An 18989-nucleotide genomic window follows, 5' to 3' on the forward strand; every position below is an offset into this window, starting at 1 on the left:
ACTCTCGGCTGCTTTCCCGCTATCAGGAGATTGCCATGAGCGATCCGACCTCGCCCTCCTCGTCCGGCCAGCCCTTCGAACAGGTGCTCAAGCACAGCGCCACGGAAGTCGCCTCCTTCGCCCGTGACGAGCGCAGCCCACTCGTCAAATTCCGCCACTTCCTGCATTCGCGTCCCTCGGCGGTCTCGCTGCTGGTGCTGCTGTTGTCACTGGGCATCTTTGGCGCCCTGCTGGGTGGCAAATTCTTTTCCGCCTTCGCCCTCACCCTGATCCTGCAACAGGTCGCCATCACCGGTATCGTGGGCGCGGCCCAAACCCTAGTGGTGATCACCGCCGGCATCGACCTTTCGGTAGGCGCCATCATGGTGCTGTCCTCGGTGGTCATGGGCCAGTTCACCTTTCGCTACGGCCTGCCGGTGGAGCTGTCGATCCTCTGCGGCCTGGTGGTGGGCACCCTGTGCGGCATGGCCAACGGCTGGCTGATCGCCCGCATCAAGCTGCCACCCTTCATCGTCACCCTGGGCATGTGGCAGATCGTGCTCGCGGCCAACTTTCTCTATTCGCGCAACGAGACCATCCGCGCCCAAGAAATCGGTGCGACGGCGCCCTTGCTGCAGGTGTTCGGTGACAACTTCCGCCTGGGCGGTGCCGTCTTCACCTATGGCGTGATCGCCCTGGTGGTGCTGGTCGCCCTGCTCTGGTACGTGCTCAATCACACCGCCTGGGGCCGGCATCTCTATGCGGTAGGCGACGATCCCGAGGCCGCGGCGCTGGCCGGGGTCAACGTCAGGCGCATGCTGATCACCGTGTACGGGCTGTCCGGACTCATCTGTGCCTTCGCCGGCTGGGTCCTGATCGGCCGCATCGGCTCGGTCTCGCCCACCGCTGGCCAGTTCGCCAACATCGAGTCCATCACCGCCGTGGTGATCGGCGGCATCTCGCTGTTCGGCGGGCGCGGCTCGATCCTCGGCATGCTGTTTGGTGCCCTCATCGTTGGCGTCTTCGCCCTGGGCCTGCGCCTGCTGGGTACCGACGTGCAATGGACCTATCTGCTGATCGGCACGCTCATCATCGCGGCCGTGGCTATCGACCAATGGATCAGAAAGGCGGCCAGCTGATGACTACCGAACCCCTGCTGATGGCACGCGGCCTGGTGAAGCGCTATGGCCGCGTCACCGCCCTCGACCATGCCGACTTCGATCTGCTGCCCGGCGAGATCCTGGCGGTGATCGGTGACAACGGCGCCGGCAAGTCCTCGCTGATCAAGGCCATCTCCGGTGCCCTGCGCCCGGACGAGGGCGAGATCCGCTTCGAGGGCCAGCCAGTGCAGTTCGCCTCGCCCATCGCCGCGCGGCGTGCCGGCATCGAGACGGTCTACCAGAACCTGGCGCTGTCGCCGGCGCTGTCCATTGCCGACAACCTCTTTCTTGGACGCGAACTGCGCAAACCGGGGCTGCTGGGCACCCTCTGCCGGACCCTGGACCGCAAGGAAATGGAGCGCATCGCCCGGGAAAAACTCTCCGAGCTGGGGTTGATGACCATCCAGAACATCAACCAGGCGGTGGAAACCCTTTCCGGTGGCCAGCGCCAGGGCGTGGCCGTGGCCCGGGCGGCGGCCTTCGGCTCCAAGGTCATCATCCTCGACGAGCCCACGGCCGCGCTGGGGGTGAAGGAGTCGCGCAAGGTGCTGGAGCTGATCCTCGATGTGCGGGCCCGCGGCATCGCCATCGTGCTGATCTCGCACAACATGCCCCATGTGTTCGAGATCGCCGACCGCATCCACATCCATCGACTGGGTCGCCGGCTGACGGTGATCGACCCGCGCGAGCACTCCATGGCCGATGCGGTGGCACTCATGACCGGTGCCCAGACGGTGGCCGCCTAGTCGACTTCGACTGACCAGGCACCCTCCTGGGTCTTCCAGCCGGCAGTCGCCTTGGAAGACCCGGGAGGGGCCGCCTACCCAGACGCGGATCGTCGCTTCTGCGACGAAAATCTGACCGAACGCTCAAGTTATCGCGTACCGGCACCGATAAAGCCTGAATAATTATTTCGGAGCTATACGCCGTGCCTGCCTTGTCGTTGAAACAGAAACTCTCGTTGTCTGCCACCGCGGCCGTGCTGGTGGTGGGTGTAGGTCTGACGACCATCAATTTCTTCAACACCCGTGCGGCCCTCGAAGCCTCCACGGTCGAACAGCTGAAGACCGTCAGCTTCGTCTTCAACGGCGGTGTCCGTCAGTGGTTCGACGGCAAGGCCGCCGCGTTGCGTGCCCTGGCGGCGGACACCCAGGAGACGAACCTTCCGGCCGGTCTCAATCAGGTCAAGCGCTCCGGCGGTTTCGACAATGTCTTCTACGCCCGCGGCGATGGTAGCCAGGTCAATGCCAACGGCGCCCAGTTGCCGCCGGACAACAACGACCCGCGCAAATGGCTGTGGTACCAGCAGGCGATGCAGAATCCCGGCAAGGTGTTCTTCTCCATACCCACGGTGGCGGCGGCGACCAAGCAGAACGTGCTGTCCCTGGGCTGGGCATTGCAGTCCGGTGGCAAGACCAGCGCCATCCTGGGTGCCGACGTCAGCATCAGCGACATCCTCGATCAGCTCAAGCGGGTGCAGCTGCCGGGTGCCGGCAGCGCCGTACTGGTCAACGGCCAGAACATCGTGCTGGGGCATGAAAACACCGCCCTGCTGGCCAAGCCGCTCACCGAGCTCTATCCCCAGCTCACCGCGGACACCCTCCAGCGGCTGGCCCAGGCGCCCGGTGAGCGCTATATCGAGACCAACGCCGGCCAGCGGCTCTATGCTGCGCCCATGAATCGCGACGGCGAGACCCTGGTGATGATCGTCGATAGCGGCGTCCTGCTGGCACCGCTACAGCGGCAACTCTGGATCAGCATCGCCATCCTGGCCGTGGTGCTGGGTGGCTCGCTGGTGCTCATCAACCTGCTGTGCAGCTATCTGCTGCGGCCGCTGGGCGTGGTCTCGAACGGTCTGCAGGTGATCGCCGATGGCCAGGGCGACCTGACCCGGCGCATCGCCGTACAGAGCAACGATGAAGTCGGCGGCCTTGCCGGCCACTTCAACCAGTTCGTGGCCAGTCTGCACGGCTTGATCGGCGGCGTGCGCCAGCATGCCCAGAGCGTGGACGCCGAATCGCAAAAGGTCCTGCAGCGCAGCGCCGCGGCCACCCAGGAACTGGGGCGTCTGCAGCAGGAGATCACCCTGGTCGCCACCGCCGTGACCGAGATGTCTTCCGCGACCCAGGAGATCGCCCGCAACGCCGAGCAGACCGCCGAGGCCATCCGGCAGTCCTCCGACAGCACCACCCAGGGCCTGACCCTGGTGCAGACCAGCAAGCAGTCCATCAACAGCCTGGCCCAGGAAGTGGATGACGCCACCCGGGTGATCGGCGAGCTGGATCATCACTCGCAGGCCATCGCCAAGGTCCTCGACAGTATCCAGAGCATCGCCGAGCAGACCAACCTGCTGGCACTGAACGCGGCCATCGAAGCCGCCCGGGCCGGCGAGCATGGCCGTGGCTTCGCGGTGGTCGCCGACGAGGTGCGGACGCTGTCGCAGCGCACCCAGGCGTCGACGCGGGAAATCAACGAGACCATCGGCACCCTCCAGCAGATGACCCGCCAGGCGGTGCAGCGCATGGACAGCAGCATGGCCATCGCCGAACGCAGCGTCGCCGACGTGGAACGCGCCTCCAGCGCCCTGGAAGAGATCGCCCAGAGTGCCGGCATCATCGCCGAGATGTCTCTGCAGATCGCCACGGCGGCCGAGGAACAGACCTCGGTCACCGAGGAGATCACCCGCAACGTGATTACCATCAAGGGGCTTGGCGATACCCTGGCCAGTGGCGCCGAGGATTCGGAGCGGCAATCGCGCTCCCTGCAGCATCACGCCGCCGACCTCAACCGCGACGTGGCGCGCTTCATCCTGTAAGGCACCCGGGACACCTGCGGGCGACCAGCCAACAGGTGTCCCCTGGCCGAAGATCCTGCACTCCGGGACGGGCATCCGGTAAGATCGGCGCTTTTTCCGCGACGACCCGCCCATGTCCCAGTCTCCTCGCTCCGAACTGCTCTATGGTCCCCAGGACCGACCTCGTCCGCTGCCCGCCTTGCTGGCCGCCATCCAGCACCTGCTGGCGATCATCGTGCCCATCGTCACCCCGGGACTGCTGATCTGTCAGGCCCTGGGCGTCTCGCCGCGCGACACCAACCTGATCGTTTCCATGTCGCTGGTGATCTCCGGCATCGCCACCTTCGTCCAGTGTCGGCGCTTCGGGCCTTTCGGCGCCGGCCTGCTGATCGTCCAGGGCACCAGCTTCAACTTCGTCGGCCCACTGATCGCCGGTGGCGCCCTGATGGTCAAGAACGGTACCCCGGTGGAAGCCGTGATGGCGGCCATCTTCGGCGTGGTCATGGCGGGCTCCTTCGTCGAGATGGGCGTGTCGCGGGTGCTGCCCTTCGTCAAGCGCCTCATTACCCCGCTGGTGACCGGCATCGTGGTGCTGATGATCGGCCTGACCCTGATCAAGGTCGGCCTGATCAGCATGGGCGGCGGCTTCGCGGCCTTGGGCAACGGCACCTTCGCCAATGGCGAGAACCTGCTGCTGTCGGGCACCGTGCTGGCCACCATCGTGGTGCTCAATCGCATCCCGCTGCGCGGCCTGCGCAGCAGCGCCATCGTCGTCGCCCTGTTGCTGGGCTATGCCCTGGCGGCCTGGCTGGGACGCCTGAATTTCACCGGCATGCATGACGCCGCCTGGGTGCAGATCCCCCTGCCACTGCACTTCGGCCTGGGCTTTTCCTGGTCGCTGTTCGTGCCGCTGCTGGTGATCTACCTGGTGACCTCGCTGGAGGCCATCGGCGACATCACCGCCACCAGCAAGGTCTCGCGCGAACCTGTGGAAGGCCCGCTTTGGATGAGCCGAATCAAGGGCGGGGTGCTGGTCAACGGCGCCAACTCGCTGCTGGCCGGACTCTTCAACACCTTTCCCAGCTCGGTGTTCGCCCAGAACAACGGGGTGATCCAGCTGACCGGTATCGCCAGTCGCCATGTCGGGCTGTGGATCGCCGCCATCCTGGTGCTGCTGGGCCTGTTCCCGGCAGTGGCCGGGGTGATCCAGGCGGTGCCCGAGCCGGTGCTCGGGGGCGCGGCCATGGTGATGTTCGGCGCGGTCGCCGCCTCGGGGATCAACATCCTTGCCGGCGTCGAACTGGACCGCCGCGCGCTGCTGATCATCGCCGTATCCCTGGCGCTGGGCCTGGGCATCTCCCAGGTGCCGGAATTTCTCGCCCATATGCCGGCCGGCCTGCGCGCGGTGCTGGAATCCGGCGTCGCCACCGGTGGCCTGTGCGCCCTGCTGATGAACTGGTTCCTGCCAGAAACGCCCAAGGCCGCCGACTAGACGGCCTTTTTCATCCGGGGGCTGAAGTTCCATGCAGGGGTGCCGATAGCCTGGGCAAGTCACCTGTGGACTCGCCGCGATCGTCGTTTCGACCGTGGGCGACCCACCCAGCAGAGCGCCCATGATCAGCCCGGATGTTCCTGTCGTTAAGGTACCGCTGCGCGAATATGCCGCCTTGGCGCGTGCCATGGGCGCCACCGTCTTTGCCCAGAACCTCGAGAAGCAGCCGGGCGAACTGGTCGGCTGGCGCTTTCCCAAGGGCTGCTTCGTGCAGAAGGCGCACTTCCAGATACTGCTGGGCCGCCAGCCGGAGACCCTCTAGCGAGGGTCTTCCTGGGCGGCCAGAAAACGCTGGGCCGCCGCCAGCTCGGTCTCGTTGAATACGGCGACACCCGCGCGTTTCAAGGCAGCTGCCGTGACGCCCTCACCTGCCACCCGGGTGCCGCTGAAGGTGCCATCGTAATTTTCCAGATTGCCGCAGGAAGGGCTGCGCGCCTTGAGCACGGCCAGGCGGATACCATGACGCGCGACCAGTTCGAGCGCGGCCTCGGCGCCGGCAACGAACGCCGCGGTCACCTCCTCTCCCGTGTCGGTCACGACCGGCAGCCGGCCATCCAGCACGGCGCCACCCTGGCCGCCGGGGATCTCGGCGGGCGGACGCGGGGTGGGCAGGCCACCCGCCACTTCCGGACAGAGCGGCACGATGCGTCCCTCCTCCTGCCAGACGCCAAGCAGATCGAAGGGGCCATGGGCGCCACCGTCGTAGCGCACCCGATGCCCCAGCAGGCAACGACTCACCAGTATCTTTTCCATGCGTCCCTCCTGGTCAGACGCCAGTCCACTGTCTAAGCCTGCAGCGGATTCTCGCCGCGGCGGCGGAACCAGCCAGTGAGCGACAGCCGTTCGCGGGTGGCCGGCAGGACCTCGTGGGGCAACTGGCCGGAAAGAAAGCAGACCAGACTGCCGCCCAGGGGCAGGACGTCCTGCTGACGCTCCTGGTCGAGATAGAGGCGCAGCTCACCGCCCTGCTCCGGCAGCCAGGCGTCATTGAGATAGAGCACCAGGGAGACCATGCGCCGGTCATCGTCGCGGAAGCGATCCAGATGCCGGGCATAGAAGGCGCCAGGCGGATAGAGAGCGAAGTGGCTCTCGTAGTCTTCCAGGCCCAGGAACAGGGTGCGATTGAAGGCCTCGCGCAGGGTGTCCATCAGGTGCAGATAGCGCTGCACGCCCGGATGGGCATCGTCCGGCTCCAGCCAGGCGATGTGATCGCCACGGACCCCTTCGCGGATCAGCGGGCTGTCGCCGCGACCGATGCCGGCGCGCTCCAGTTCGCCGCGGGCATGGCGCAACCGGCACTCGGCCGCCAGCTCGGCGGTGAGATCCAGGGGCAGGAAGATGCTCTGCCGCGACCAGCCATGCTCGGCGAGATCGTCGACGATACGTTGCAGCAGGGGATGCTCGGGGTGCAGAGCCATCACGAAAACCAGGCTAACCGGGCCAAGCCGGCGGGATGCCGAGTGTAAGAGAAGTCGGCCGCGCCTGCGCGCCTCCCTCGACCAGGCGACGAATGCCCGGGGTGAGCGCCTCGACAGCCAGCCTGGGGTTGCCGACAATGGCGGACTTTTCGGCTCCGCGCCGCTGCCCGAGGTGTCCATGCGCGTTCTGTTCGCTTCCCTGCTTTTCGCCATCAGCCTGCCCGCCCTGGCCGACGATACGGTCAGTCTCTATCAGGCCGCGGGTTGGCCCGAGCAGCGCGGACACTTCCGCGATGCCCTGCAGGCCGCCCAGCAGCGCTATCAGAACAGTCTGCCGCCGGCGCTCTACCAGAGCTTGGTCGACAACAGCAACAAGCGCTATACCGCCGCGGCCATCGACCAGCGTGCCCTGGCCGCGCTGCGCCAGAGTCTGCCTGCCGACGGCCCCGCGCTGCAGTTCTTCCAGTCGCCGGTGGGGCGCAAGGTGGTCGCCGCGGAAATCGCCGCCACGCGCAGCGATCAGCTGGCGAAGAATGCCAACGGCGTGCCCCAGGTGCAGGCCAGTCCTGCCCGTCGCGCCCAGGCCAAGCGCCTGGCCAGCGCCCTGCCCGTGCGTGAAGCCGGCGCCGAGGTCAGCGTGGCCCTGGCTGGCCTTGCGGCCGACAGCCTGAGCTCGATGCTGCCTGGGCTGATGGGGCAGCAGCAGTCGGGTGGGATGATCGAGCAGCAGCGGCAGCGATTCATCCAGCAGATGAATGCCGGTGATTTGGAAAACACCCTGCTCTATGTCTACCGTACCCTGAACGACAACGAACTCGGCCAGTTCGCCGACTTCGCCAGCTCGCCCAACGGCAGCGCCTACTACCGGGCCGCCGTGGCCGCGCTGCGCGCCGGCCTGGGTAGCGGCGGTCAGTAAGGCTATTCAGGCGAGACGCTCGTCCAGCCAGCGGAAGTAGCGCTGGCGCAGGCTTGGCGTCTCGTTGACCAGATGGTGTCGCGCCTCCGGCAGGCGCAGCACCTCGGGCCGGGCGAACTTGGCCTCCAGCACCCCCAGGTTATGCCGCCAGTCGACGGTGAAGTCCTGCTCGCCCTGGATCACCAGGGGGCTACGGGTGCTGGCCGGCGCGCCTTCCAGTTGTGGAATCCAGCGCGCCAGGGCACCTACCCACTGAGCCGGCAGTTCCCGCGGTTGCAAGGTGTCCTGCTGCAAGAAGTCAAGGAAGGCTGGATCGCCGGAATTCACCGAGAAGCGTCGTGGCAGGGCACGCACGAAGGGCTTCACCAGCCGATAGGTCCATAGCCCCTGGCGCCAGGCATGGGGCCTGATCAACGGTGCCAGCAGCACCGTCTCGCCCAGCTCGGGCGCGGGATCGCCCCTCAGCAGATAGTCCAGCAGGATGGCGCCACCGGTACTCTGGCCCAGCAGGTGCCAGGGTTGCGGCAACGCTAGACGCCGCGCCTCGGCGATCAGCGCGGCCAGGGCAGTCTGGTATTCGGCGAAGTCGTTGATGCTGGCGCGGGCGCCGCTCGACAATCCATGCCCGGGCAAGTCGCAGGCCAGCACCGCCAGCTGCCGTGACAGGGCCCAGTCCACCACATGGCCATAGAGACCCATGTGATCGTAGTAGCCGTGCAGCATCAGCAGGCTGCCGCGTGGCTCAGGCGGCCACCAACCCTGGACCGCGAGCTGGTAGCTGCCCGCTGGCAGGGCGCCCAGCGCCACAGTGACTCCGGGGTGTACCAGGCTATCCGCCAGGCGGTAATGGGCGCGATAGCCCTGGTGGTCGGCATCCGCTGGCAGGTCGCGGCGCAGGGGCACCAAGGCCTGGCGCAGGCGGTCTAGATCGAAGTCAGGCGTCATGGGTCGGTTCAAACTGAAGTTACCCCCATGATCGGCGTCCGGGCCGCTACAGGACAAGGGTTCGCCAAAGGACTTTTCCAATTGTTTCAAAATGCGCAACGCTCCCCTGCGCAAAGGTGTCTGAATATTTCACTGCCTAGGCAGTATTCTGGATAAGCTTGATTGCCTGGGCAGATACTGCAATGTCACATTTCGACCGAAGCAACTTTCCACTGCGCAACTCCGTAGGCCATTTGATCCACCTCGCGAATCAATACAAGGATCGCGTGCTGGACAGTCACCTCGCGCCCTACGACATCACCGCTGCCCAGTTCAAGGTGCTGCTGCTGCTGGCCCGCGACCAGACCGACACCCCGGCCGAACTCAGCCGTTGCCTGTCGCTCGACAGCGGCGCCATGACCCGCATGCTCGATCGCCTGGAAGCCAAAGGCCTGCTGCGCCGCGTGCGCAGCCTGAGCGATCGTCGCCAGGTGCGGCTGGAGCTGACCGAACAGGGCCAGGCCCTGAGCAGTGAACTCATGCAGATCGGGGTGGATGCCCTCAATGACCTCACCCACTGCCTGGACCGCCAGGAACTGGATGACCTCGAACGCCTGCTACGCCGATTGCTCGGCCCCTCCGGCCTGTTGCCGGCGCCCTCTGGAGACCTCTGATCCATGACCTTTCGCCTGCCATTGACCGCCCTCTGCGCCGCCCTGCTGCTGGCCGGCTGCGTGTCGTCCGAAGGGCTGAACACCCAGGGGCACGCCGTGGATCCGGCCACCCTCAAGGGCGACGCCACCTTTGCCGGCGATCGCCTCTCCCCTGTCCAGTGGCCGAGCGCCGACTGGTGGACGCGGCTGGGCGATCCGCAGCTCGACAACCTGATCCGCGAGGCCCTGCGCGACAGCCCTTCGCTGCAGGAAGCCGATGCGCGCAGCCGCCAGGCCGATGCCGCGGTGCTCGCCGCCGATGCCAATCGCTATCCACAGATCGACGCCAATGCGGGCGTGACCCGCTCGCGTCTGGCGCGGCCAGACGATCCGGTCGGCCAGGGTGACCGTTACAGCACCTTGCGCCAACTCAATGTGAGCGGCAGCTACAGCTTCGACCTCTGGGGTGGCCAGCGCGCCGCCTGGGAGGCCGCACTCGGTCGCGCCCGCGCCGGTGAAGTGGATCGCCAGGCCGCACGCCTGACGCTGGCCGCCGACGTCAGCCGCGCCTACAACCAGCTGGGTCTGGCCTATGCCAATATGGACGTGGCTCAGCAGGACCTGGAGCGTACCCGTGGCATGCTCGACCTGGCCCAGCGCCGGGTGGACGCCGGCCTCGACAGCGACTACCAGCTGCAGCAGACCCAGAGCCTGGAGGCCAGCGCGGCGGCGTCCCATACCGCAGCTGAACAGCAGGTGCGCACGGCCCAGATCCGTCTCGCCGTGCTGCTGGGCAAGGGGCCAGACCGTGGCGCCGAGATTCCGCGGCCCAAGCTGATCGCCCCCGCCGCGGTGAACCTGCCCGCCCAGTTGCCGGTCGAGCTGGCCGGGCGTCGTCCGGACCTGATCGCCGCCCGCTGGCGGGTGGAGGCCGCGAGCAAGGACATCGTCGCCAGCAAGACCAACTTCTATCCCAACCTGGACCTGACGGTGGCCGCCGGCAGCAAGGCCATCCTCGGCGACGCCTTGCTCGGCGGTCCGGCGCGCTTTTTCAACGTCGGCCCGGCGCTGTCGCTGCCGATCTTCGATGCCGGTCGTCGCCGCGCCGATCTCGCCAGCCGCGATGCCGACTATGACCTCGCGGTGGCCCAGTACAACCGGACCCTGGTGCAAGCACTGGGCGACATCGCCGACGCCATCACCCGCCAGCGCTCGCTGGACCAGCAGATCGTCGAGCAGCAACGGGCACGGGACATCGCCAAGAGCTCCTTCGACATCGCCATGCAGCGCTATGGCGCCGGCATCGGCAACTACCTCGATGCCCTGACCGTGGAGCAGCAACTGCTGCAGACCGAACGTCAGCTGGCCAGCCTCCAGGCCGACCGCGTCGACAGCGGCGTGCTGCTGATGCAGGCCCTGGGTGGCGGCTTCCAACCGTCCAAACTGCCGCCGGCGCCCGCCGCCGCGGCCACACACTGATACCGAGAGCCCGACCATGGCCGATTCCGCCGCAACCCCCAACGACAATGCCCAGGAGCAGAAGCCGCAGCGCTCCGGCAAACGCAAATTCCTCCTGCTGCTCCTGCTGCTGGTGGTGATCCTGGCCGGCGTGGGTGTCTACTGCTACCACCTGTTCTATGGCCGCTTCCATGCCGATACCGACGATGCCTACGTCAACGGCAACCTGGTGCAGATCACGCCCCAGGTCGTCGGCACCGTGACCCGGATCGCCGTGGATGATGGCGACTACGTCCGCCAGGGCCAGCCGCTGGTGGAATTCGATCCCAGCGACACCGCCGTCGCCCAGCAGAGCGCCGAGGCCAACCTGGCCAAGACCGTGCGCCAGGTGCGCGGCCTGTACAGCAACGTCGACAGCTACAAGGCCCAGGTGGCTGCCCGGCGCGTCGAGGTCGAACGGGCCCGCGCCGACTACGCCCGCCGCCAGCAACTGGCCAAGGGCGGCGCCATCTCCAAGGAAGAACTGGCCCATGCCCGCGACACCCTGGTGTCGGCGCAGAGCTCCCTGACCTCCGCCCAGCAGCAACTGGACACCAACCAGGCACTGGTGGACGACACCGAGATCGCCTCGCACCCGGACGTCAAGGCCGCCGCCGCCCAACTGCGCCAGGCCTACCTCAACCATGCCCGCAGCACCCTGGTGGCGCCGGTCAGCGGCTATGTCGCTAAGCGCTCGGTACAGGTCGGCAGCCGCGTGCAACCCGGCGCGGCCTTGATGGCCGTGGTGCCGCTGGACCAGATCTGGATCGACGCCAACTTCAAGGAAACCCAGCTCGCCGAGATGCGCATTGGCCAGCCAGTGGAGATCCACTCCGACCTCTATGGCGACGACGTGCGCTATCGCGGCGTGGTGGAAAGCCTGGGCGTGGGCACCGGCAGCGCCTTCTCGCTCCTGCCGGCGCAGAACGCCACCGGTAACTGGATCAAGATCGTCCAGCGGCTGCCCGTGCGTATCCGCCTGGAAAGCGACAACCTGGACAAGCATCCGCTGCGCATCGGCCTGTCGACCGTCGTCGATGTCGACCTGCACGACCAGGACGGCGCCCGCCTGCCCACTACCACGCCAAAGCAGCCGCGCTACAGCACCGACGTCTACGATCACCAGTTGGCCGATGCCGACCAGCTGATCCAGCAGATCGTCCACAACAACGGTCCGGCGGCACGCGCCGCGGGCGTCGCCAAGCGCTGAGCCCCTGGAGGCTCGGTCATGAGCCTCCCCGCCCCCTTCTGGTAATCCGTCATGAGCGATAACGCCTTTCGCCCGGCGAGCCTGGTCCTCGCCACGGTGGGCCTTTCCCTGGCCACCTTCATGCAGGTGCTCGACACCACCATCGCCAACGTCGCCCTGACCACCATCTCCGGCAACCTCGGGGTAAGTTCGGAACAGGGCACCTGGGTCATCACCGCCTTTGCCGTGAGCAACGCCATCGCCCTGCCGCTGACTGGCTGGATGGCGCGCCGCTTCGGCGAGGTCAAGCTGTTCATGGCCGCCGTGGTGCTCTTCGTCATCACCTCCTTTCTCTGCGGCATCGCCACCTCGATGCCCGAGCTGGTGATCTTCCGCGCCATGCAGGGTTTCGTCGCCGGCCCGCTCTACCCCATGGCCCAGACCCTGCTGTTGGCGATCTTTCCGGCGGCCAAGCGGGGCATGGCCCTGGCGCTCCTGGCCATGGTGACGGTGGTGGCGCCCATCATCGGGCCCATCGCCGGCGGCTGGATCACCGACAACTACAGCTGGCCGTGGATCTTCTTCATCAACATCCCCATCGGCATCTTCGCCACCCTGGTGGTCTGGAGCCAGCTGGGCAAGAAACCGGAAAAACTGGTGCACCAGCCCATCGACTACGTCGGGCTGATCCTCCTGGTGCTGGGCGTGGGTGTGTTGCAGGTGGTGCTGGACAAGGGCAACGACCTGGACTGGTTCGAATCCAACCTGATCTGCCTCGGTGCGGCCTTTTCCGCCGTGGCGCTGACCGCCCTGGTGATCTGGGAGCTGACCGACAAGCATCCCATCGTCAACCTGCGGCTGTTCCGCTATCGCAACTTCAGCTTCGGCACCCTGGCGCTGGTGCTGGGCTATTCGGGCTTCTTCGGCATCAACCTGCTGCTGCCCCAGTGGTTGCAGACCCAGCTCGGCTACACCCCGGTGTGGGCGGGCCTGGCGGCAGCGCCCATCGGCATCCTGCCGGTGATCCTCTCACCGCTGGTGGGCAAGTTCGCGCACAAGACCGACCTGCGGCTGCTGGCCGGGGGCTCCTTCCTGGTGATCGGGGCGTCGTGCTTCATGCGCGCCACCTTCAACAACGAGGTGGACTATCGCCACATCGCCGAGGTACAGACCTTCATGGGCCTGGGCGTGGCGCTGTTCTTCATGCCCACCACCAGCATCCTGCTGTCCAGCCTCAAGCCGTCGGAACTGGCGGACGGCGGCGGCCTGGCGACCTTCCTGCGGGTGTTGGGCGGCAGCTTCGCCTCCTCCCTGACCACCTGGCTCTGGCAGCGCCGCGCCATCCATCACCATGCCCAGCTGACCGAGGACGTCACCGCCTACAGCCCGGCCACCCAGCATTACCTGGACGCCCTCGGCGGTCCGTCGCAGCAGGCCTATGCCCAGCTGGACAAGGTGGTGGAGAGCCAGGCCTACATGCTCTCCACGGTGGACTACTTCACCCTGCTTGGCTGGATCTTCATGGGCCTGTTCCTGATCATCTGGCTGGCCAAGCCGCCGTTCGCGGCCAAGCCGGGCGCCGGAGGCGGCGATCACTGAGCAGCGGCCCTGGCTCTCGCGAGCCAGGGCCCCATGAGCCCTGAGCAGTTTCGACGCAGTTTGCCCACCACCCAGCCGGTCGCCAGCCCGCTGACGATCAGGGTGCGCTGTGTTGGGTCTGCAGGTAGTCGGCGATATCGCGCAGATCCTCGGCATCGCCGATGCCCCAGAACCTCATCTTGGTGCCCGGCACCTTCTGCTCGGGATCACGCAAGAAGGCCGCCAGGGCCTCGCGATCCCAGGCGAAGCCGGCCTGGCGCATGGCCTCGGAGTAGTGGTAGCCCGGGAGGCTACCGGCCTGGCGACCGAAGAGGTCGTTGAGCTGGGGACCGAAACCGGATTGAGCGTTCTGCCCTACCGAATGGCAGTTATGGCAGCGCCGCTGGAAGAGATTGCGGCCATTATCGGCGTCGGCCCAGGCCAGTTCACTACCGAGCAATGCCAGCACGACCAGCCCAGCCAGGCCCTTCATCGCTGGCATTTCCGGCAATAGACGCTGGCGCGCTGGCCCAGGCGGATCTCCTGCAGGCCCGTCCCACAGACCTTGCAGAATTCGCCCTTGCGCCCATAGACGAACAGCTCCTGCTTGAAATAGCCCGGCGCCCCGTCGCCCCCGATGAAGTCGCGCAGGGTGGTGCCGCCGCTCTCGATGGAACGCGCCAGCACCTTCTTGATCTCGACGGCCAGGCGATCATAGCGCGCCCGGGAAACGCTACCGGCCGCCCGGCGGGGGTCAATGCCGGCGGCGAACAGCGCCTCGGCGGCGTAGATGTTGCCTACCCCCACCACCACGGCGTTGTCCATGATGAAGGGCTTGACCGCCATGCTGCGCCCACGTGACAGCTCGAACAGCCGACCGCCGTCGAAGGCCTCGGTCAGGGGCTCGGGCCCCAGCTTGCTGAGCAGCACATGAGCATGGGGATCCTGGGTCCAGAGCAGCGCACCGAAACGGCGCGGATCGGTGTAGCGCAACGACAGCCCGGACTCCAACTCGATGTCGACATGCTCGTGCTTGGCCGGTGGCTGATCCGCCGGCACCAGGCGCAGGCTGCCGGACATGCCCAGGTGGCCGATCAGGGTGCCGCTCTCGGCGCGAATCAGCAGGTACTTGGCACGCCGCTCCACGGCCTCGATGCGCTGACCGGAGAGGCGCACGTCCAGGTCTTCGGGGACGGGCCAGCGTAGCCGACCATCGCGGACGATGACTCGGCGCACGCGCTGACCGACGACATGGGGCTCGATGCCCCGGCGAGTGGTTTCGACTTCAGGTAATTCGGGCATGGAGATCCAGGACGATTGCAGGTGCCTTAGTAATTGATCCGGCCACTGCCCATTTCAAGGATCGTCTCCTTGAGCGACTCGAAGTCGTACTCGGACAGGCCGACGTGATCCAGCACCCGCGGCGCGATGGCCTGCCACTCGTGATCCTCGTCCTGGCCGCCCAGGGCGCGATAGCAGCGGCAGATGTGCTCGGCCATCTTCAGCAGCGCCAGCAGATTCTTGATCTGGATGTCGGTGGTCGAGTCCTCGTCGAAGACGGACTGGGCATTGTGATGGTTGGCGATGGCCTGGCCCACGTGCTCCGGCAGGCGCCAGGACCGCGAGATGAAATACCCCACCACGGCGTGGTTGGTGTTGAACATGCGGTTCTCCACGTCCACCACCCGTACCTGCTCGTTGACGCTGGCATAGGCCTCCTCCAGTACCGCCATGTAGCTGGGGAAACGCTTGAGCATCAACGGGATGCCGCAGTTGTGGAACAGACCCAGGGCATAGGCTTCGTCGGGGGTCGGATAGCCGGTCTTCTTGGCCAGGCTCAGGCAGGTCTCGGCTACATCCTGGGCGGTATCCCAGAAGCGGTTGAGAATGACGATGGTCTCGTCGGTGAGCTCCCCCTTGATCGACTGGGCGTTGATCAGGTTGATGACCGACTGGCTGCCCAGCAGATTGACCGCCCGCTGGATCGAGGTGATGCGATTGCTCAGGCCGAAGTACGGCGAGTTCACCAACTTGAGCAAGGCGCCCGACAGCCCCGGGTCCTGGCCGATCAGACGGGAAATGACCTTGAGATCCGGGCTGGGCATGAGCTGTTCGAGCTGCAAATCCACCATGATCTGCGGCTGCGGAGGAATGCTGATGCCTTGCAGAGCCTGACGGATCTGCTCCTCGGTCAGCTGAGGGGACGCTTGGGACATGGAGGCTACTCTGCGATGGATGTCGCAAATTTACTCTGCGCCGTCCGCCGATGCCATCGGGCGCGACGAAGGAACTTCAGGGGGGTAAAGCGAGACGGATTTAGGAGCGCTGGCAAAAGGCTAGCCCGACCGAATTCCAATCGAGGTATCCGCAACCATGGCTACATCCCTGAACGGCAAGAAAATCGCCATCCTGGTCACCGACGGCTTCGAGCAGGCCGAGCTCACCGGCCCAAAAGAGGCCTTGGAACAGGTAGGTGCCCAGACCCACATCATCTCCGCCGAGAGCGGCCAGGTGCAGGGCTGAGACGGCACCGAGCCGGCCGACAGCTTTCCGGTGGACCTTACCTTCGCTGAGGCCAATGCCGGTGACTATGACGCCGTGCTGTTGCCCGGGGGCGTGGTCAACGCCGACACCATCCGCATCGACACCCAGGCTCAGCAGCTGACCAAGCAGATCGCCGATGCCGGCAAGCCGGTGGCCGTCATCTGCCATGGCGCCTGGCTGCTGATCTCCGCCGGCCTGGTGCAGGGCAAGACCATGACCAGCTGGCCCTCGCTGACCGACGACCTCAAGAACGCTGGCGCCACCTGGCAGGACCAGGAGGTCATCGTCGACGGTCAACTGGTGAGCAGCCGCAAGCCAGACGACATTCCGGCCTTCAATCGCGAGTTCATCAAGCTGCTCGCTGGTTAACTACACCCCTGCAACCCCGGAAACCACTGGTGATGCGGCCTACAGACAGGCAAAGTAGTCAAACCAGTAGTAAAACCGGGTAGTAAACATGGGGTTGCCAAGGAGCTGTATCCGCAAGGCGGGCGAATCTACGATTTACGTTCGAATCGTAATTCCGAAGGACGTCCGCCATGCCTTCGATGGTCGAACAACGATCACCCGTACCACAGGCACCAGTGACGTTCGTCTAGCCGAGAAACGTAGTCACGCCATCCTTGCCGAGTGGCACCAGCAGATAGCACAGGCACGTCAGGCCGCAACGGCCAAGCGAGCCAACCTCCCTTCCGTTGCAGCGGAGATTGGTACTCTCGCCCATCAGATGGCAGAGCATCAGCTCCAGACGGCTATGGGTATGCGTGCTGGGAGTGGCAGGACGTTAGAAGAGTCCCAGGCCCTACTCCGTGAACTGATTGGACAGGTAGCCCCTCAGGAGGCCCTTTTCATTCTTGGTGTTCTGGAAGAGCGCATAGACCACGCCAAAGCCAATCCTGGCCCCCTTCCTCTTGAGGTGAAGGTAAAACACGCCCAAGAGAACAAGGACTACATCCAGCGAATGGCCTTGGATACCCTGCAACGTGGTGCTGCCCTGACGCCAGAGGAGGCCCAGGAGGCCCGTGGCTACGTTCTAAATCCTAGGCAGTACGTCGCCCCTCATCCGGTCACAAAGCAGCGTATAGCCGCTTACAGGGCCTTCCGTGAGAGTCGCGGATTACCGCCCAAGACCATAGCGCTCGAAGTCCAGCAACTCGAAGGCATCGCCGCATTTCTCAAGCAATCCGCCCTCCCCTTGACGTGGAAGACCATGGCATCTTGGGTTGAGGGTAGTACGCTCGCACCCAAGACAATTGCCGGGTATCTCAAAGTCGGCTCCGCGTGGTGGCGGTGGATGCTCAAGTACAACGATCAGTTCGCCCAAGATCACGGTACAACGCCGAACCCTTTCGATAAGCACGACCTTCCCCGCCTGTCCGTAGCAGCATCCTCGGCAGTCGAGCGCCAGGAGTTCACCCCTTCGGATGTCCTCCGGCTGATCGAAGCCGCTACACCTAAGCCGAGTCTGCAAGCATTGGTACGACTGGGAGCCTACAGCGGCATGAGGATAGAGGAGCTATGCGCTCTTAAGGTCGATTCCGTGGTCACCGTGGATGGCGTCCGAGCATTCCGTATCGCAGATGCCAAGACTAGGGCCGGGGTTCGTACCGTGCCGATCCATAGCGAGTTGATCGCATGGGTGGACGGGTTGATCGAGAACACCTCAGACGGCCACCTACTCCAGTCGGCGAGAAAGACCACAGGCGACAAGTACGGCAAAAGGTCTCCGGTGTTCTCACAGGCATTTAGCCTGTTTAAGCGGGAGCTTGGGTACGACGAGCGCTTTGTTTTTCACAGTCTCCGAAAGACCTTCATCACCCAGCTACAGAGAACCGACACACCTGGCGTCATCATCGCGGAACTGGTAGGCCATTCCACCGGAACGATCACATTCGACATTTACGCCAAGGGCCACAGCATGACCCAGCTACAAAGCGCGGTGGAGCGCGTGAGGTACTGACGCACAAATCAGGCGCCAGCCCTTACACCATACGGATTCCGATGTCAACAAATAACTCAAAAAAGTATTGACAGGAACGGGAAGTCGTGATACACTTCTCTAATAGTGGTACAAAAGTTGCTTGTACCTCCTTCTTCCCATCCTCGCCAGCAGGAGCCGACACCTCCCGGCATAGCTGGCAATTATTCTCCGGGCCGTCGATCCCGGTGTTTCGCAGTTTCAGTCTTCTGTGCATCAAGAGAGCGTCCAGTGGTGGGCGTGCGGCTGGTTACCGTTTGATCTTGGGGCTTCCATGTCGGACCTTAAAAAGACTCCTCCTTATTTCCGTCCTGGCTGGGGACGCTAATCCAGCCAACTCCAATCGTTTCGTTGCCTTTGCCCGACTCCGGTCGGGTATTTTTTCATGCCTACGATTCGATTAACTCAATAATACGGCTAAAAGCCAGCAAACATCGCATCTAAACGAAAAAGGAAAAACTCAATGTACAGATACCTGATTGTCGGGGATGTCCCCCTGCTTGATACAAAAATCCCAATGATCTTCAAAGCAGTCGAATCTCCGACCAAACTGCCTAATTCACTGTACGCCGACCTAGAAGGCGTTCGAATGATGAAGGTGAACGAACTTGGATGGAGCGCATACATCGATCTTGTCGAGAAGACAGATAATGAATACGTGCTCTTGGATGTATGGAAAGATTACCAATGATCCTCAAAGCCGAGAAGAAAGAGAAAGGCGATTACGAGTATCGCCAGCAGCTAAAGCAGTTCAAACAATCCCAAAAGCAACAACGCAATCAACGCAAATCGAAACGGAGTAACAAT

Annotated in this window: 18 protein-coding genes and 3 pseudogenes; 15 read left to right on the forward strand and 6 right to left on the reverse strand. The window is 64.7% G+C overall.

The window, feature by feature from the left end:
- The first annotated feature begins 35 nt into the window (after positions 1–35).
- The 6 genes and pseudogenes from ACUCV0_RS18180 (at position 36) to ACUCV0_RS18205 (ending at position 5747) form a co-directional block, all read left to right on the forward strand.
- Positions 36–1118 carry an ABC transporter permease gene (locus tag ACUCV0_RS18180; RefSeq protein ID WP_059315992.1) on the forward strand — a complete coding sequence of 361 codons (1083 nt, stop codon included), beginning with the start codon at positions 36–38 and terminating at the stop codon, positions 1116–1118.
- Positions 1118–1885 (forward strand): ATP-binding cassette domain-containing protein, encoded by a 768-nt coding sequence (locus tag ACUCV0_RS18185; RefSeq protein WP_085984308.1) that lies wholly within the window; start codon positions 1118–1120, stop codon positions 1883–1885. The genes ACUCV0_RS18180 and ACUCV0_RS18185 overlap by 1 nt, the downstream gene beginning before the upstream one ends.
- A 956-nt stretch (positions 1886–2841) precedes the next feature.
- A pseudogene (locus ACUCV0_RS24115) lies at positions 2842–3096 on the forward strand (HAMP domain-containing protein); the annotation flags it as partial.
- A 144-nt stretch (positions 3097–3240) separates the two neighbouring features.
- Positions 3241–3954, forward strand: a complete 714-nt coding sequence (locus ACUCV0_RS18195; RefSeq protein ID WP_420480523.1) for a methyl-accepting chemotaxis protein — start codon at positions 3241–3243, stop codon at positions 3952–3954.
- A 112-nt stretch (positions 3955–4066) separates the two neighbouring features.
- Positions 4067–5425 carry a nucleobase:cation symporter-2 family protein gene (locus tag ACUCV0_RS18200; protein WP_059315995.1) on the forward strand — a complete coding sequence of 453 codons (1359 nt, stop codon included), beginning with the start codon at positions 4067–4069 and terminating at the stop codon, positions 5423–5425.
- A 121-nt stretch (positions 5426–5546) separates the two neighbouring features.
- Positions 5547–5747 (forward strand): hypothetical protein, encoded by a 201-nt coding sequence (locus ACUCV0_RS18205; protein ID WP_059315996.1) that lies wholly within the window; start codon positions 5547–5549, stop codon positions 5745–5747.
- Here the strand turns inward: ACUCV0_RS18205 and ACUCV0_RS18210 are convergent.
- Together ACUCV0_RS18210 and ACUCV0_RS18215 are read right to left on the reverse strand one after the other, a co-directional pair.
- Complete coding sequence (locus ACUCV0_RS18210; RefSeq protein WP_059315997.1) at positions 5744–6238, reverse strand: 2-thiouracil desulfurase family protein; 495 nt, start codon at positions 6236–6238, stop codon at positions 5744–5746. The two genes, ACUCV0_RS18205 and ACUCV0_RS18210, sit on opposite strands and share 4 nt — an antisense overlap.
- Positions 6239–6270: 32 nt before the next feature.
- Complete coding sequence (locus ACUCV0_RS18215) at positions 6271–6903, reverse strand: 2OG-Fe(II) oxygenase (RefSeq protein ID WP_059315998.1); 633 nt, start codon at positions 6901–6903, stop codon at positions 6271–6273.
- A 178-nt stretch (positions 6904–7081) separates the two neighbouring features.
- Between ACUCV0_RS18215 and ACUCV0_RS18220 the strand changes: the two genes are divergently transcribed.
- Positions 7082–7819 carry a DUF2059 domain-containing protein gene (locus tag ACUCV0_RS18220; RefSeq protein WP_271655792.1) on the forward strand — a complete coding sequence of 246 codons (738 nt, stop codon included), beginning with the start codon at positions 7082–7084 and terminating at the stop codon, positions 7817–7819.
- Positions 7820–7825: 6 nt separating this feature from the next.
- Here the strand turns inward: ACUCV0_RS18220 and bipL are convergent, their stop codons facing one another.
- Entirely contained in the window at positions 7826–8764 is a 939-nt protein-coding gene (gene bipL, locus ACUCV0_RS18225) for a phospholipase BipL (RefSeq protein ID WP_323148024.1), read from the reverse strand.
- 182 nt (positions 8765–8946) lie between these two features.
- Here bipL and ACUCV0_RS18230 point away from each other — a divergent pair, with 182 nt between their 5' ends.
- Genes ACUCV0_RS18230 through ACUCV0_RS18245 form a run of 4 tightly spaced genes read left to right on the forward strand, consistent with a single transcriptional unit; the run spans position 8947 to position 13681 of the window.
- A complete protein-coding gene (locus ACUCV0_RS18230) occupies positions 8947–9417 on the forward strand; it encodes a MarR family transcriptional regulator (RefSeq protein ID WP_059316001.1) in 471 nt (156 codons plus the stop codon).
- A 3-nt stretch (positions 9418–9420) separates the two neighbouring features.
- Entirely contained in the window at positions 9421–10875 is a 1455-nt protein-coding gene (locus ACUCV0_RS18235) for an efflux transporter outer membrane subunit (protein WP_064307891.1), read from the forward strand.
- Positions 10876–10891: 16 nt separating this feature from the next.
- The gene (locus ACUCV0_RS18240; RefSeq protein ID WP_482213313.1) at positions 10892–12103 is read left to right on the forward strand and encodes an EmrA/EmrK family multidrug efflux transporter periplasmic adaptor subunit; all 1212 of its coding nucleotides are present in this window, start codon (positions 10892–10894) and stop codon (positions 12101–12103) included.
- 51 nt (positions 12104–12154) lie between these two features.
- Positions 12155–13681 carry a DHA2 family efflux MFS transporter permease subunit gene (locus ACUCV0_RS18245; protein WP_059316004.1) on the forward strand — a complete coding sequence of 509 codons (1527 nt, stop codon included), beginning with the start codon at positions 12155–12157 and terminating at the stop codon, positions 13679–13681.
- Between the two features lie 97 nt (positions 13682–13778).
- Here the strand turns inward: ACUCV0_RS18245 and ACUCV0_RS18250 are convergent, their stop codons facing one another.
- From ACUCV0_RS18250 to ACUCV0_RS18260, 3 genes are read right to left on the reverse strand one after another with little or no spacing between them, the layout of a single operon-like run.
- Positions 13779–14153, reverse strand: coding sequence for a c-type cytochrome (locus ACUCV0_RS18250; RefSeq protein ID WP_482213314.1), 375 nt, complete (start codon positions 14151–14153; stop codon positions 13779–13781).
- Positions 14150–14962 (reverse strand): bifunctional DNA-formamidopyrimidine glycosylase/DNA-(apurinic or apyrimidinic site) lyase, encoded by an 813-nt coding sequence (mutM, locus tag ACUCV0_RS18255; protein WP_323148023.1) that lies wholly within the window; start codon positions 14960–14962, stop codon positions 14150–14152. Before mutM ends, ACUCV0_RS18250 begins: the two co-directional genes overlap by 4 nt.
- Before the next feature lie 26 nt (positions 14963–14988).
- Positions 14989–15813, reverse strand: a complete 825-nt coding sequence (locus ACUCV0_RS18260) for an HDOD domain-containing protein (protein ID WP_167348588.1) — start codon at positions 15811–15813, stop codon at positions 14989–14991.
- Positions 15814–16033: 220 nt separating this feature from the next.
- On the opposite strand from ACUCV0_RS18260, the pseudogene ACUCV0_RS18265 reads away from it, so the two are divergent.
- The 4 genes and pseudogenes from ACUCV0_RS18265 (at position 16034) to ACUCV0_RS18280 (ending at position 18873) form a co-directional block, all read left to right on the forward strand.
- Positions 16034–16573 (forward strand): annotated as a pseudogene (locus ACUCV0_RS18265) (type 1 glutamine amidotransferase domain-containing protein).
- An 88-nt stretch (positions 16574–16661) separates the two neighbouring features.
- A pseudogene (locus tag ACUCV0_RS18270) lies at positions 16662–16853 on the forward strand (DUF6538 domain-containing protein); the annotation flags it as partial.
- Positions 16854–16931: 78 nt separating this feature from the next.
- Positions 16932–18164: a site-specific integrase gene (locus tag ACUCV0_RS18275; RefSeq protein ID WP_482213386.1), complete on the forward strand. Its 1233-nt coding sequence runs from the start codon at positions 16932–16934 to the stop codon at positions 18162–18164.
- Between the two features lie 481 nt (positions 18165–18645).
- Positions 18646–18873, forward strand: a complete 228-nt coding sequence (locus ACUCV0_RS18280; RefSeq protein ID WP_482213315.1) for a hypothetical protein — start codon at positions 18646–18648, stop codon at positions 18871–18873.
- Positions 18874–18989 lie beyond the last annotated feature (116 nt).

The sequence above is a fragment of the Pseudomonas sp. VMV1 genome, from assembly GCF_056790235.1.

Excerpts from the sequence above, each read along its gene's own strand:
- ACUCV0_RS18275 (WP_482213386.1), top strand. The coding sequence starts at position 16,932 with ATGGCAGAGCATCAGCTCCAGACGGCTATGGGTATGCGTGCTGGGAGT.
- ACUCV0_RS18280 (WP_482213315.1), top strand. The coding sequence starts at position 18,646 with ATGTACAGATACCTGATTGTCGGGGATGTCCCCCTGCTTGATACAAAA.
- ACUCV0_RS18180 (WP_059315992.1), top strand. The coding sequence starts at position 36 with ATGAGCGATCCGACCTCGCCCTCCTCGTCCGGCCAGCCCTTCGAACAG.
- ACUCV0_RS18235 (WP_064307891.1), top strand. The coding sequence starts at position 9,421 with ATGACCTTTCGCCTGCCATTGACCGCCCTCTGCGCCGCCCTGCTGCTG.
- ACUCV0_RS18245 (WP_059316004.1), top strand. The coding sequence starts at position 12,155 with ATGAGCGATAACGCCTTTCGCCCGGCGAGCCTGGTCCTCGCCACGGTG.
- ACUCV0_RS18240 (WP_482213313.1), top strand. The coding sequence starts at position 10,892 with ATGGCCGATTCCGCCGCAACCCCCAACGACAATGCCCAGGAGCAGAAG.
- ACUCV0_RS18230 (WP_059316001.1), top strand. The coding sequence starts at position 8,947 with ATGTCACATTTCGACCGAAGCAACTTTCCACTGCGCAACTCCGTAGGC.
- bipL (WP_323148024.1), bottom strand. The coding sequence starts at position 8,764 with ATGACGCCTGACTTCGATCTAGACCGCCTGCGCCAGGCCTTGGTGCCC.
- ACUCV0_RS18205 (WP_059315996.1), top strand. The coding sequence starts at position 5,547 with ATGATCAGCCCGGATGTTCCTGTCGTTAAGGTACCGCTGCGCGAATAT.
- ACUCV0_RS18185 (WP_085984308.1), top strand. The coding sequence starts at position 1,118 with ATGACTACCGAACCCCTGCTGATGGCACGCGGCCTGGTGAAGCGCTAT.
- ACUCV0_RS18210 (WP_059315997.1), bottom strand. The coding sequence starts at position 6,238 with ATGGAAAAGATACTGGTGAGTCGTTGCCTGCTGGGGCATCGGGTGCGC.
- ACUCV0_RS18215 (WP_059315998.1), bottom strand. The coding sequence starts at position 6,903 with ATGGCTCTGCACCCCGAGCATCCCCTGCTGCAACGTATCGTCGACGAT.
- ACUCV0_RS18220 (WP_271655792.1), top strand. The coding sequence starts at position 7,082 with ATGCGCGTTCTGTTCGCTTCCCTGCTTTTCGCCATCAGCCTGCCCGCC.
- ACUCV0_RS18250 (WP_482213314.1), bottom strand. The coding sequence starts at position 14,153 with ATGAAGGGCCTGGCTGGGCTGGTCGTGCTGGCATTGCTCGGTAGTGAA.
- ACUCV0_RS18200 (WP_059315995.1), top strand. The coding sequence starts at position 4,067 with ATGTCCCAGTCTCCTCGCTCCGAACTGCTCTATGGTCCCCAGGACCGA.
- mutM (WP_323148023.1), bottom strand. The coding sequence starts at position 14,962 with ATGCCCGAATTACCTGAAGTCGAAACCACTCGCCGGGGCATCGAGCCC.